General features: G+C 38.6%; 10 protein-coding genes, 1 pseudogene and 1 other annotated feature. All 11 genes and pseudogenes read right to left on the bottom strand.

The features are described 5' to 3' along the window. Positions 1–217: 217 nt before the first annotated feature. The 11 genes and pseudogenes from aspS to secDF all read right to left on the bottom strand — a co-directional run bounded on the left by aspS (position 218) and on the right by secDF (position 14,490). Positions 218–1,993 (bottom strand): aspartate--tRNA ligase, encoded by a 1,776-nt coding sequence (gene aspS / locus C568_RS0124275; RefSeq protein ID WP_003208580.1) that lies wholly within the window; start codon positions 1,991–1,993, stop codon positions 218–220. A gap of 12 nt (positions 1,994–2,005) precedes the next feature. Then, positions 2,006–3,277, bottom strand: a complete 1,272-nt coding sequence (gene hisS, locus C568_RS0124270) for a histidine--tRNA ligase (protein ID WP_006096038.1) — start codon at positions 3,275–3,277, stop codon at positions 2,006–2,008. Positions 3,278–3,346: 69 nt separating this feature from the next. After that, positions 3,347–3,579: a binding site (T-box leader), on the bottom strand. Between the two features lie 54 nt (positions 3,580–3,633). After that, positions 3,634–3,810, bottom strand: a complete 177-nt coding sequence (locus C568_RS34895; protein ID WP_003200475.1) for a hypothetical protein — start codon at positions 3,808–3,810, stop codon at positions 3,634–3,636. Positions 3,811–3,900: 90 nt separating this feature from the next. After that, positions 3,901–4,232: pseudogene (locus C568_RS32085) on the bottom strand (YrdB family protein). Between the two features lie 74 nt (positions 4,233–4,306). Continuing rightward, on the bottom strand, positions 4,307–4,996 hold the full coding sequence (locus C568_RS0124255) for an alpha/beta fold hydrolase (RefSeq protein ID WP_006096036.1): 690 nt from the start codon (positions 4,994–4,996) through the stop codon (positions 4,307–4,309). A 188-nt stretch (positions 4,997–5,184) separates the two neighbouring features. Further along, positions 5,185–5,625, bottom strand: coding sequence for a D-aminoacyl-tRNA deacylase (gene dtd / locus C568_RS0124250; RefSeq protein WP_003200469.1), 441 nt, complete (start codon positions 5,623–5,625; stop codon positions 5,185–5,187). Between the two features lie 17 nt (positions 5,626–5,642). Further along, positions 5,643–7,829: a GTP diphosphokinase gene (gene relA, locus C568_RS0124245; protein WP_003200467.1), complete on the bottom strand. Its 2,187-nt coding sequence runs from the start codon at positions 7,827–7,829 to the stop codon at positions 5,643–5,645. Positions 7,830–8,043: 214 nt separating this feature from the next. Further along, a complete protein-coding gene (locus C568_RS0124240; RefSeq protein WP_003200465.1) occupies positions 8,044–8,556 on the bottom strand; it encodes an adenine phosphoribosyltransferase in 513 nt (170 codons plus the stop codon). A 47-nt stretch (positions 8,557–8,603) separates the two neighbouring features. Then, positions 8,604–10,943 (bottom strand): single-stranded-DNA-specific exonuclease RecJ, encoded by a 2,340-nt coding sequence (gene recJ, locus C568_RS0124235; RefSeq protein ID WP_018782986.1) that lies wholly within the window; start codon positions 10,941–10,943, stop codon positions 8,604–8,606. 119 nt (positions 10,944–11,062) lie between these two features. Next, positions 11,063–11,956 (bottom strand): cation diffusion facilitator family transporter, encoded by an 894-nt coding sequence (locus C568_RS0124230; RefSeq protein ID WP_018765899.1) that lies wholly within the window; start codon positions 11,954–11,956, stop codon positions 11,063–11,065. Between the two features lie 272 nt (positions 11,957–12,228). Then, positions 12,229–14,490, bottom strand: a complete 2,262-nt coding sequence (secDF, locus tag C568_RS0124225) for a protein translocase subunit SecDF (protein ID WP_003200458.1) — start codon at positions 14,488–14,490, stop codon at positions 12,229–12,231. Positions 14,491–14,558: the final 68 nt, after the last annotated feature.

Genomic DNA, 14,558 nt, shown 5'->3' with positions numbered 1-14,558 from the left:
TTAAACTTCCTCTTCCAATCCACGTTTAAAAAGGAGGATCCAGAGAGCCGAGCTGTTCGAGGCGCTGACGCCAGGAGGTGCGGAGTGTAGGATTACTTACTCGAGCACCGGACTGGCGAAGCAACGAAGAAATGCGACTGCTATCTGAACCAGATTTTTTAAACTTCCACTAAAAAAAATCCTAGATGGGTTTAGTATAACCATCTAGGACTCCTTCTTACTTCTCTTCTTTTACGTTTAATTGTAAGTATAGCTCTTCAAGCTGCGCTTCTGCAACAGGGCTTGGAGCATCTGTTAATAAGCAGCTTGCGCTTGCTGTTTTCGGGAATGCAATTGTATCACGAAGGTTTGTACGGCCTGCAAGTAACATTACGAGACGGTCTAAACCTAATGCGATTCCGCCATGTGGTGGTGTACCATATTCGAACGCTTCTAATAAGAATCCGAATTGTTCTTGTGCTTCTTCTTGAGAGAATCCAAGAGCTTTGAACATTTTTTCTTGTACATCACGCTCATAAATACGAAGTGAACCACCACCAAGCTCATAACCGTTTAATACAAGGTCATATGCTTGTGCACGCGCTTTTTCTGGTGCTGTTTCTAATAACTCAACATCTTCACGGAATGGCATTGTGAATGGATGATGCGCTGCGAAGTAGCGATCAGCATCTTCATCATACTCAAGAAGCGGCCAATCTGTTACCCATAGGAAGTTAAATTTGCTTTCGTCAATTAACTCAAGTTCTTTACCTAAGCGTAAACGAAGTGCACCTAAGCTATCTGCAACAACGCTCTTTTTATCAGCAACGAATAATAATAAGTCACCCGCAGCCCCATCTAATGTGCTCATTAGTACGTTTGCATCTTCTTCACCGAAGAATTTCGCAATTGGTCCTTTTAAGCCATCTTCTTCAACTTTTAACCAAGCTAAACCTTTTGCTCCGTATACTTTTACGAATTCAGTTAATGCATCAATGTCTTTACGAGAATATTTACCTGCTGCACCTTTTGCATTAATTGCTTTTACTTGCCCGCCGCTTTCTACAGCACTTGTGAACACTTTGAAGCCGCAATCTGCTGCAAACTCAGATAAGTCAGTAAGCTCCATTGCAAAGCGTGTATCTGGTTTATCAGAACCGTAGCGAGCCATTGCATCAGCATACTTCATACGAGGGAATGGTGCACGAACCTCTACGCCTTTTGCATCTTTCATCACTTTTGTCATCATACGTTCCATCATTTCTAGAATTTCATCTTGTGTTAAGAATGATGCCTCGATGTCAATTTGTGTGAATTCTGGTTGACGATCGGCACGTAAATCTTCATCGCGGAAACAACGTGCTACTTGATAATAACGCTCAAATCCGCCGACCATTAGAAGCTGTTTAAATAGCTGTGGAGATTGAGGTAACGCGTAAAATTCACCTTCATGCACACGGCTTGGTACTAAATAGTCACGTGCTCCTTCTGGTGTACTCTTTGTTAAAATTGGTGTTTCAACTTCTAAAAACTCTTCTGAATCTAAGAAGTTACGAATTGTTTTTGTCACGTCGTGACGCATTTTGAATGTGTTATACATAACAGGGCGACGTAAATCTAAATAACGATATTTTAAACGAACATCTTCTGATGCATCTGTATCGTCTGCAATAATAATCGGCGTTGTTTTTGCTGCATTTAATACATTTACTTTCGTTGCTTGTACTTCAATGCGCCCTGTTGCCATATTTTCATTAATTGCACCTTGACCACGTTCAACAACTGTTCCTTCTACGTGTAATACGTATTCGCTACGAATTGTTTCTGCTACTTCTAGTGCTTCTTTTGATGTTTCTGGGTTAAATACAACTTGCACGATACCTGTACGGTCACGTAAGTCGATGAAAATGAGTCCGCCTAAGTCACGGCGTTTTTGTACCCAACCTTTTAATTGAACGGTTTGTCCAACTGCTTCTACTGTTACTTTTCCACATGCATGTGTTCTTTCAGCCATTGTTCGTTCCCCCTATATTAATTTCTCTGCTACATATGAAGCAAATACATCTAAAGCCACTTCTTCTTGTCCACCTGTTGCCATATCTTTTAAGTTGATGATGCCTTTATCTAGCTCATCTTCTCCTAATACAGCTACATATTTCGCATTTAGACGATCTGCTGATTTAAATTGTGCTTTCATTTTGCGATCTAAATAATCTTTTTCAACTGATAATCCAGCTTTACGAAGATCAAATGCAATTTTTGCTGCGTGATCTTTCGCTTTATCTCCAAGTGCTACAACGTAGCAATCAATGTTATGTTCAATTGGTAATTCAATATTTTCAGCTTTCAGCGCCATAATTAAACGTTCAATACTCATCGCAAAACCAATACCAGGCATTTCTGGACCACCGATTTCTTGTACAAGACCGTTATAGCGACCACCGCCACTTAATGTCGTGATTGCACCGAAACCGTCTGCTTCACTCATAATCTCAAATACAGTGTGCTGATAGTAATCTAAACCGCGCACTAGGTTTGGATCTTTTTCAAATGGGACACCCATCATTGTTAATAACTCTTGTACTTTTTCATAGTACGTTGTTGATTCTTCGTTTAAGTATTCTGTAATAGACGGTGCTGTGCTCATTAATTCATGATCACGGTCCTTTTTACAGTCTAAAATACGAAGTGGATTTTTCTCTAAACGAGATTGGCAATCTGAACAGAATTCGCCGATGCGAGGCTCAAAGTGAGCGATTAACGCCTCACGGTGCGCTTGACGGCTCGCTGCATCACCTAAGCTATTTAGGACAACTTTAATGTTTTTTAATCCCATGCCGCGGTAGAATTCTACAGCAAGTGCAATCACTTCCGCATCAATTGCTGGATCATTACTACCGATTGCCTCGATACCAAATTGTACGAATTGACGATAGCGACCCGCTTGTGGTCTTTCATAACGGAACATTTGACCGATGTAATATAATTTCGTTGGCTGTGTTGCATCACCATACATTTTATTTTCAACATAAGAACGTACAACAGGTGCAGTTCCTTCTGGACGTAATGTTAAGCTACGTTCGCCACGATCTTGGAATGAGTACATTTCTTTTTGTACGATATCTGTTGTATCACCAACACCGCGTAAAAATAATTCTGTGTGCTCAAAAATTGGTGTACGAATCTCTTTATAGTTGTAACGACGGCAAATTTCGCGTGCTTGCCCTTCGATATACTGCCATAACTCAACGGTTCCTGGAAGAATATCTTGCGTTCCGCGTGGGATTTGAATAGACATATTCAGTTCCTCCTCAAATTGTTTTAATCTTATTAAAAATAAAAAAACTCCCGCCTCTACTGATTATCCAGTAGGGACGAGAGTATTATTACCCGTGGTGCCACCCTAATTGAAGCACGTATGCTTCCACTTTTTTAATAACGCTTAAACTTGCGTTCAACCCCTACTAAGCATTTATGCCGTTCAAGTTGAAACCTACAGAGTGTCATTCGATTAGTCATCATGTAGAAATGTTTTCAGCCTAGGACATTTCCTCTCTTTTCATGTGTATCTCATCTACTCTTCTCTATCATCGGTTCTCTTCATATGTAAATATAAAATTACTATACGTTTGTTCAGGGCGATTGTCAAGTGCACTAGGAGCGTTCAATCTGCTTCTTTAACCGTTTTACATCCTGCAATGAAATACCAAATTCAGATGCAAGCTCCATAGAGGTATTATTTTGTTCTCTTGCAATAAACTCATGAAAATTCACGTTAAATAATTGGTTTGCACCGTTTGTAACAGAGTGTCCTTTTTCATTCATGCGCATACGCGTATCCCTCACAATCAATATGGATGTTTTTACTTTTATTGTTCCATATCAATGAGTTAGTTATACACGAATAAGAAAGGGAATCTACTACCGCTTCCATATGTACATAAGGACGCTATTGGTAAAAATGACAATCATAAATATAGTCGCTAACGCAACATATCTTAAATGATAGAGTGCTACAATACCTAACCCTAAAATTATTATTTCTAACATCAGATGTAACGCGCCCTGTAATTTCCATGTTGCTTCTGGTGCTCCAAATAATCCCCATATAACAGCTATGATAAGAGGAAGTACAACGGCAAATGTTCCTTTTATAACAGGTCCTTTCCCCACCTGCCCCCCCAATACCCTATAACTCCAAGGGTACATAACTCTAATACAAAACGTAAAGCTATATTCATTTCTTGAAGCATCGTATACCAGCTCCCACTTCAGATTCCCCTTCTTCCGCGGTGAGTTGAGCACCTTATATCTCATCGTTTCAAAATTAGTTCGTATATTGACTTAATATACGAACTAACACTTCTGGATTTGTTTGCATCACCCAGTGCCCACCTGTTTGTACTGAAAAAACATCCCAATCTCTTTCTCTCGCTATTTCAGCAGATTTTTGGAAAATAGGCGTCATTGGCCAATGTTCTGGATGATCTAATATTTCTACATATGTATGTGGTATCTCGTCAACTTTCGGATTTTTCATTTCAATCGCTTGTGTAAAAGCTAATAAAGGCATAGCCGATTTTCTTTTATCTGATGCATTTCTAGGGAGAATACGCCATCCCTCCCCAGATAATTTTACTTCTTCTATAAAATGAGTAGCCATTTTAGGTCCAGAAATATCCATAACAGAATCGTCATCATTTGGAAGCATAGCATCTATATACACAAGGTTTTTAATAGATTCAGGAATAACTTCAGCTACCCCCGTTATCACCATGCCTGAATAACTATGTCCCACTAAAATTACATCGTGTAACTGTTCATATTGAATAACATTAGCAATATCTTGAATATATGTTTTCAATCCTACACTTGGTTGTGCGAGATGCGTTCTCTCCCCAAGTCCTGTTAATGTAGGTGTATATACCTCATGCCCCTCTTTTCTTAAACATGTAGCGACTTCTTTCCAAACATATCCTCCATCCCATGCTCCATGAACAAATACAAACGTTGCCATAACATGTACCTCCCTGTAATTTCCCTTGTTACTATTTTTGTTATTTTCCAAATAATCATATTACAAATTAACAAAATATTCCTTTCGTAAGACTTATAAGATAAAACTTTAAACAGTGTAGGTATTATCGCCCGTGAATAGCGGGATAAAAAAAGAGAGGATGACATGCATCCTCTCTTCCAGCATCATTATTTACTTTCTAAAATTAAGGTCACCGGACCATCATTAATTAAAGAAACATCCATCATTGCTCCGAACCTGCCCGTTTCTACGCGCAGTCCTTGTTTGCGCAGTTCTTCATTGAAGAAATCATACAAGTTCTCTGCGTAGTCTGGTTTCGCAGCATCCATAAAGTTTGGGCGTCTTCCTTTACGGCAATCTCCGTACAATGTAAATTGTGAAATGGATAGCACTTGTCCCTCCATATCAAGGACAGAATGGTTCATCTTCCCGTTCCCATCCTCAAAAATACGTAAATTCGCAACCTTCTCGGCAATATATGTTGCATCTTTTTCTGTATCTTCATGTGTAATGCCAACTAGCAATGTTAAACCGAACGGAATTTGCCCTACAATCTCACCATCTACTGTAACAGACGCTTCTTTTGATCGTTGCAAGACAACTCTCATATTTTATACACTCCCTATTAATGCATCATGCGGCGTACTGCATAAATTTCTGGAACTCTTTTAATACGCTCTACTACCTTTTTCAAATGATGTAAATTACGAATAGAAATGGACATATTGATCGTTGCCATTTTATTGCGGTCGCTTCTACCTGAAACAGCTGAAATATATGTTTTCGTCTCTGTTACAGCTTGCAGAACTTCATTTAGTAAGCCGCGGCGATCATAACCAGAAATTTCAATATCAACGTTATACTCAATCTCTTTTTCTGGACTACCTTCCCACTCTACTTCTAGTAAACGCTCCTTAGCTTCTTCTGTATGCACATTGACGCAATCACGACGGTGAATAGAGACACCGCGTCCTTTCGTAATGTATCCGACAATATCGTCACCTGGAACTGGGTTACAGCATTTCGATAAGCGAATTAATAAATTGTCAGCTCCACTTACTTTTACACCTGAATCCCATTTTCTGATTTTCATCGGTTTACGAACTTCTTTTACTTCCACAATATCTTGTTCTTCGTCACGCTGTTTGCGGAACTTGTCCGTTAGACGCGTTGCAATTTGTGCAGCCGTAATGCCGTTATACCCAACTGCCGCAAACATATCTTCTTCATTTGCAAAGTTGTATTTCTCAGCCACTCGCTTTAAATTGTCAGGTGCTAATATTTCTTTCATTTCATACTCTAAGCTACGCACTTCTTTTTCAACAAGCTCGCGACCTTTTTCGATATTCTCATCTCGGCGCTGCTTTTTGAAGAATTGGCGGATTTTATTTTTCGCATGAGATGTTTGCGCAAGTTTTACCCAGTCCTGACTTGGTCCATATGAATGTTTAGATGTTAAAATTTCAATGATATCACCTGTTTTTAATTTATAATCAAGTGTTACCATTTTCCCGTTTACTTTTGCACCAATTGTTTTATTCCCTATTTCTGAATGGACACGGTAAGCAAAATCAATTGGAACAGAACCTAGTGGTAATTCCATGACGTCTCCTTTTGGTGTAAAGACGAATACCATATCAGAAAATAAATCAATTTTTAATGACTCCATAAATTCTTCCGCATTAGAAGCTTCATTTTGCCATTCTAATATTTGACGGAACCACGTTAATTTTTTCTCAAGTGTACCTGTTGCTTCTGCTGCTTTTCCTTCTTTATATGCCCAGTGTGCCGCAATTCCGTATTCTGCAATTTCATGCATTTCTTTCGTACGAATTTGCACTTCAAGCGGGTCACCTTTTGGACCAATCACAGTTGTATGGAGGGATTGATATAGGTTCGCTTTCGGCATTGCAATATAATCTTTAAAACGACCTGGCATTGGTTTCCAGCACGTATGAATAATTCCTAACACTGCATAGCAGTCTTTAATACTATTTACAACAACGCGCACAGCTAGCAAATCATAAATTTCATTAAATTGTTTATTTTGAAGTGCCATTTTACGATAAATACTATAAATATGCTTTGGGCGACCTGAAATATCAGGTTGAATCGCTACTTCTTTCAGTTTGTCACGAATACCCGTCATGACTTCATCTAAATATTCTTCACGTTCTGCACGTTTCCGCTTCATTAAGTTTACAATGCGATAGTATTGCTGCGGATTCAAATAGCGAAGCGATGTATCCTCTAGCTCCCATTTAATAGTATTAATTCCGAGTCTATGAGCTAAAGGTGCAAAAATTTCTAACGTTTCATTTGCGATACGACGCTGCTTTTCTTGAGGCAAATGCTTAAGTGTACGCATGTTATGAAGACGGTCAGCTAATTTGATTAAAATAACACGAATATCTTGGGCCATTGCAATAAACATTTTGCGATGGTTCTCTGCTTGCTGTTGTTCATGAGATTTGTATTTAATTTTCCCAAGCTTTGTAACACCATCAACAAGCATGGCAATTTCTTTATTAAATTCCCGTTCAATATCTTCTAGTGTAACCTCGGTATCTTCTACTACATCATGCAAAAAACCTGCCGACACTGTAGATGGATCCATGTGTAAATCGACTAAAATACCTGCTACTTGAATCGGGTGAATAATATATGGTTCGCCCGATTTTCTATACTGTTCGCTATGTGCATCACGTGCATATTCATAGGCACGTGCCACCAGCTCAATATCATCGTCCGCTAAATATTGACTTGCCTTCTCGAGTACCTGTTCAGCTGTTAGTACTTGCTCATTTGCCATCGAATCACCTTTTATTGAAAATTGACTTTTCCCTTACTCATTAGAATAAATTTTATTCTATCATTATAACCTAATGATTGTGAATTGTGAAAAGGAAAAGATTTTACTGATATTTCATCATACTTTTTTGTACAATTATACAAAAGTACCCGCTCCTCTCCAAGAGATTCACGGGTACTTTTTTTCTATCGCCGTAGTTTTATCTATATAATAATTAGTATTTTTCTAACACTAATACATCATAACCGTCTAACATTTTGCGGCCATCTAAGTAAGTAAGTTCTACTAAGAATGCAATCCCTGCTACAATTCCGCCAAGCTCTTCAACTAGCTTAATTGTCGCTTCGATTGTTCCACCTGTAGCTAATAGGTCATCTGTAATTAATACGCGTTGACCTGGTTTAATTGCATCTTTATGGATTGTTAAAACATCTTTTCCATACTCTTTACCGTAGTCAACTGTAATTACTTCACGAGGTAATTTCCCTAATTTACGAACTGGTGCAAATCCTACTTCTAATGCGTAAGAAACTGGGCAACCGATAATAAAACCACGTGCTTCTGGTCCTACTACAAGGTCGATGTCTCTTTGTTTTGCGTAAGCAACGATTTCATCTGTTGCTGCTTTGTATGCTTGCCCATCGTTCATTAAAGGTGTGATGTCTTTAAAAACGATACCTTCTTTCGGATAATCCGGTACAATTGCGATATGTTGCTTGAAGTCCATATTTCTGAATCCTCCTCAGATATAAAAGGTCTGTAAATACAAGGCCTTTACCCTAACTGTTCTACTTCTTTATGATTACGAATCGTTTCAAACCATGTATATAATTGTTGATATGTGCTATAAATCAACTCTTTTTCTAGTTGTAAATGGTTCATTTTCTCACGATATGTGTTCGATTCAATTAAATCACGCTTTTTCATTTCTTCTGCCATAAAAATGACACCGTCTTTTATTGTAACAAATTCTAACTCAAAAAACACCTGTGTCATGAAATTTACTGTATCTTTTGACCAACCTTTATGACGACATAGCTGTTCTCCATGTTGTCTTAAAGAAAATGGTGCTTTTTGGTGTAAAAAGGAATAGTACCATTTAAAGTGTTCCCTTGTTGGAACTGTACTAAATAAATGATTATTCTCTTGGTAAAACAGCGTATAAATTCGCGCTGGGAATCCTGCCTCAAATAAACCTCGTAATTCATCCGTTGACTTTGGTAAATCTAGCAACACAATATAACGACCATCTAGGTCAGTCACTTCTGAAGCATGTATAAGTTGTTCTTTATATTCCTCTAAAGAAAATTTATTTAATACCTCTTCAGAAAAATACACCATTGTTATTTTTTCTCGTGAAAGTTCTGCTAAGTTCGATTCCACATTACGCATACTACGCCAATCAAATAATTGCCATGCATCTACCGCAATATCTTGAATCATAAGTTGGGGTTTTTTGAAATTATTCCATTCATTAATTGATGCCTCACCAACGACAGAAACGTGAGCAACTGGAGAAATTTCTTTCGCATAGGCTCCAAAACCAAATCCAATCGTATCTAACGTCGCCTGTCCGTCACGAAGTGCCATTTTCAAATGAGAACCATCAGATCCAATGGCACGAATACTTTCTAACTCCGCATCTCTAATTGCGATACGCGGCTTCGGATTTCCAACACCAAACGGTGCGAGCTTCTGCATTTCCTCAATCGCTGAGAGCGTCACATCCTCCACTTTGCAAATCGCATCAACTGTTGTAATCGGAGTAAAATCTTCAGACGTTAAAATCGCATCTGCTTGTTCATTTAAGCGGCGGCGCAGTTCATCCACATCATTCATATGAAGCGTCATTCCCGCCGCCATTGGATGTCCCCCAAAGTGCGGTAACAATTCCCTACAATCTGATAAGTTTGCAAATAAATCAAATCCTGCAATACTACGAGCAGACCCTTTTGCTGTTTGCTTCTCGGGATCAATACACAATACAATTGTTGGACGATAAAAGCGTTCTACTAATTTAGAAGCAACAATCCCTATTACTCCTGGATTCCATCCTTCTTTCGCGAGCACTAACACTTTATTGTCCTCTGGCGGATAATTGTTTTCTACCTCTGCAATCGCCTCTTCTGTAATTTGCTTTACAATATCTTTTCGAAGCTTGTTCAGTTCATCAATTTCTTCAGCAAGCTCTTTCGCTTCTTCTGGATCTTCTGATAAAAGGAGGTGAACTGCCGGAGCCGCATCTTCTAAACGACCAATTGCATTAATACGCGGTGCAATTGAGAAACCAATGCTCTCTTCCGTAATCTCACTTTGTGAAACATTTGCTACTTTAAATAATGCTTTTAAACCAATATTTTTTGTCATTCGCATTTGTTTCAATCCACGCTGCACAAGCAATCTATTTTCACCATGAAGTGATACTAAATCGGCTACCGTACCAATCACTGCAATTTCTAATAAATGCTCCGGCACACGCCCAAGTAGTGCATGCGCTACTTTAAACGCAACACCAACGCCCGCTAAATAATGAAACGGGTAAACACCACCCTTTAGCTTCGGGTGAATAATCGCAAGTGCTTCTGGCAGTTCTGGCGGCGGCTCATGATGATCTGTAATAATAAGATCTATACCAAGCTCTTTTGCTACTTGCGCCTCATGGACTGCTGCGATACCTGTATCAACAGTAATGATAAGAGAAAATCCCGCACGGTGTGCCCAGCGGAACGCCTCTTCATTCGGTCCATACCCTTCAGTAAATCGGTTTGGAATATAGAACTCAACATCCGCACCTAATTCTTGAAGAGCAAGAAATAAAACGGTTGTACTACTTACACCGTCCGCATCATAGTCTCCGAATATTAAAATTTGTTCTCCATTTTGAATGGCTTGCCCTATACGTTCTACCGTAAGGTCCATTCCTTCAAGCAAAAATGGATCGTGAAATTCTTGCTGTCCTGTATTTAAAAAATCCACAATCTTATCTTCTGTATCTAAACCTCTACTGAGGAATAACGAAGTAACAAGCGGTGATAATTGCAATTTACTTGCTAATTCACTCACCAGTTCCTCATTAAATGACTTTTCTTTCCAACGCGTCTTCGGTTGTAACACGAAATCACCCCTTAACCTGTCCATTATACAAGACAGATTAAGGGGTGACAATATGATACAAACTCTATTAGTTATGATTGAATATCTCCATAAACAGATGAATATTTACTTATTTCGTATCAATCAGGAGAATACGGATTAATATGTACAAAAACATTTTGTACATTATCTTGTTTCATCAATACCTCTTTTACATGTTTCCCGATGCGATGTCCCTCTTCCACTGTGATATATGGATCAACAGACACTTTAATATCAACAATGACATAATGTCCATGCTCTCTTGCATACAAAGAACCAATTTTTTTCACACCTTCCACTTGAAGAACTGATTCTCTTAGCGGAATAACATCTTCTTCATGAAGTACATGATCAAGCGTTGTATGAATCGCTTCTCTTCCAATACTCCATGCCATCTTTACAACAAGTAGAGAAACAAATAATCCCGCAACAGGATCGGCATACACAAGCCAATCTAAACCTAGTTTATTGCCGATAATAGCTGCACAAATCCCGATTAAAGCTGCAATTGAAGAAAACACATCTGAACGGTGCTCATATGCATTTGCAATAATTGCATCACTATTTATCCGTTTCCCTAATCGATACTTATACTGAAACATCCCTTCTTTTACCACGATAGAAAGAATAACCGCAAAAATTGTAATTCCCTTCGGTGGTTCAAGGTACTGCGTAAAAGCCTTTATAGAAGAAATCGCAATTTCAATCCCAACAATAAATAATAACACTGCAACAATAATCGCTGAAATCGATTCCGCTTTTCCGTGCCCATACGGATGATCTTCATCGGGGGGTTGCTTCGCTGCACGCAATCCAAAAAACACAGCTAACGAACCAACTACATCTGACGCTGAATGAACTGCGTCCGCTAAAAGCGCCTTACTATTCCCAATATAGCCGATTACCGCTTTTACAATCGCTAAGACAATATTTCCAACGATTCCAACAATGGCACCAAACTCGGCCTGTTTAAAACGTTCATCTTTTTCCATAACTGAAATCCCTTCTTTTCTCAAACTACCTTTTTTATTGTTACAAAAAATAATGAAAGAAGCATCACTTCCCACTAGTCTCCGTAACTGGCTCTACTAACCTTTAACAAAACCGCTAAAGGAAGTCTCACTGTCCCTAACACCCCGATTAGTTCCACTAACCTTTAGCAAAAAACGCTAAAGGAAGTATCGCTTTATTGTATCCACAAACGAAAAAAGAGATGCCTCTAATGTAAAGAGGCATCATCTTTTTATATGTTCTGTTCTAACCTTTATACTTGTGGTTCAGATACTTCAGTTTCTACTTTTTTCTTGCCTTTTCCTTTTTTCAATCGGCGATTTTCAAGCATTAGCCAGATTTGAGAAGCAACGAAAACAGAAGAATACGTACCTACAACTAATCCAACCATTAATGCAAGTGAGAAGTTTCGCAGTGATTCACTACCGAAGATCAGCAGTGCAATAACTGGGAACAATACAGTTAGAACTGTGTTAATGGAACGACCAATTGTTTGACGAATACTTGAGTTTACGATTTCTTCTAAATCTTTCAAATCACGAATTCGTTTTTTCTGTTTGTATAACTCACGGTTTCGGTCAAAGGTAACAATCGAGTCATTGATAGAATAACCAATAATTGTTAATACCGCAGCGATAAACGTTAAATCTACTTCCAATCGGAATACGCTAAACACAACAATCATAACGAACGCATCATGTAACAATGCTAATACGGCAGATAACGCATATGTGAAACGGAAACGAATACTCACATATAAAATGATAACCGCTGAAGCAATCAGAACCGCGATAAATGCATTTCGTGCAATCTCTTTCCCGATTGTTGGAGAAACTGTACTTACATTTGGATCTGTACCATATTTATCGTGGAAGAATGTTTTTGCTTTCGCAATTTCATCTTTTGATAAAACGCCTAATGTACGAACAGCAAATCCTTTATTGTCATCCCCTGTTGGTACAATGTCCTCTTTTTTCACATCAATTTTCAACTCATGTAAATCTTTTTGAACTTGATCTACACTAATCGCTTGTTTTGACTGCAAGTCCATACGTGTACCACTCGCAAAGTCAATTCCAAGGTTCATTTTGAAAATTGGTAGTATAATTGCTCCAGCAATAACAACTACAATTGAGAATAAAAAGAACTTGTGACCGATATTCACAAAGTTAATACGATCAAATCTCGTTGGTGCATGTTCTACACCTTTCGATAACGGAATAATTTCCTTCTGTTTCACACCAAAGTAAGATAATTTCTTATCGAAGTAACGGCTTTTTACAAGTAATCCAAGTAGGAAACGAGTACCGAATACGTTTGTAAGGAAACCAACTAAAATACTTACGATTAAACTTGTTGCGAACCCTCTTACAGAACTTGTACCATAAGCGAATAACACACCAGCTGCTGCAATTGTCGTAACGTTCGCATCTAAAATTGTTGCTAACGAACGGTGATTACCAGCGCGATATGCTGACATCATTGACTTACCAATTCGCAATTCTTCCTTCAGTCGCTCATACGTAATAATATTCGCGTCGACCGCGATACCAACCCCGAGCACTAACGCCGCAATCCCCGGTAACGTAAGGACTGCATGCATCCAGTTAAAGACAAGCAATGTTACGAAAATATATAACCCTAACATAATAACCGCTACAAGTCCTGGCAAACGGTAGAATACAAGCATAAATAAGAAGATAATAGCAATTCCGATTGCACTAGCGAAAATCGTTTGCTCTAATGCTTGCTGACCAAATTTTGCCCCAACAGATGTTGAATACATTTCTTTTAAATCAACAGGAAGTGCACCAGCATTTAATAAAGATGAAAGCTGTTTTGCACTTTCAACTGTGAAGTTTCCACCTGTGATAGATACTTCCGCTTGATTAAATACTTGATTTACTGTTGCTGCTGATAAGAATTTAGGATTTGGTTTTGCTGCTTCAGCTTTATAAGAATCTTTACCTTCTTCAAAATCAAGCCAGATTACCATTAAATTGTCAGGCTTCATACTTAATATTTTTTCTGTAACAGAACGAAACTTATCAGCACTTTTTAATGTAAGTCCAACGCTTGGTCGGCCTTGATCATCAAACGTTTGCTTCGCTCCCCCGCCTTTTAAATCTGTTCCGTCCATGAGAAGATTATCATTCACATCTCGGAATGTTAATTTCGCTTGAGTAGATAAGATTTCACGTGCTTTTTGCTGATCTTTTACACCAGCAAGCTGTACACGAATGCGATCTTTCCCTTCGATTTGAATGTTCGGTTCACTAACACCGAGAACATTCACACGATTTTCAAGAGCACCTACTGTACTTACAAGTGCATCATGATCGATTTTATCTCCCTTTTTCGCCGGCTTTACTTCATACAAGATTTCAAAGCCACCACGAAGGTCTAGTCCAAGACTAATTCCTTTTGTTATGTTTTTTCCTGTCGCGCCAATAATTCCACCGATTAATAAAACGATGAGAAAAAACGCGACGATTCTAGTACCGCGCTTTGCCATATGTACCTTCTTTCTGCTACTAAAACCATAAACAAATCATATCATTCATTTACGCTAGACAATTTCCT

Source organism: Bacillus sp. 95MFCvi2.1 (assembly GCF_000374965.1).
Classification (GTDB): Bacteria; Bacillota; Bacilli; order Bacillales; family Bacillaceae_G; genus Bacillus_A; species Bacillus_A pseudomycoides.
Note: the sequence above shows the minus strand (reverse complement) of the source record. Positions and strands in the feature narration are given on the sequence as shown.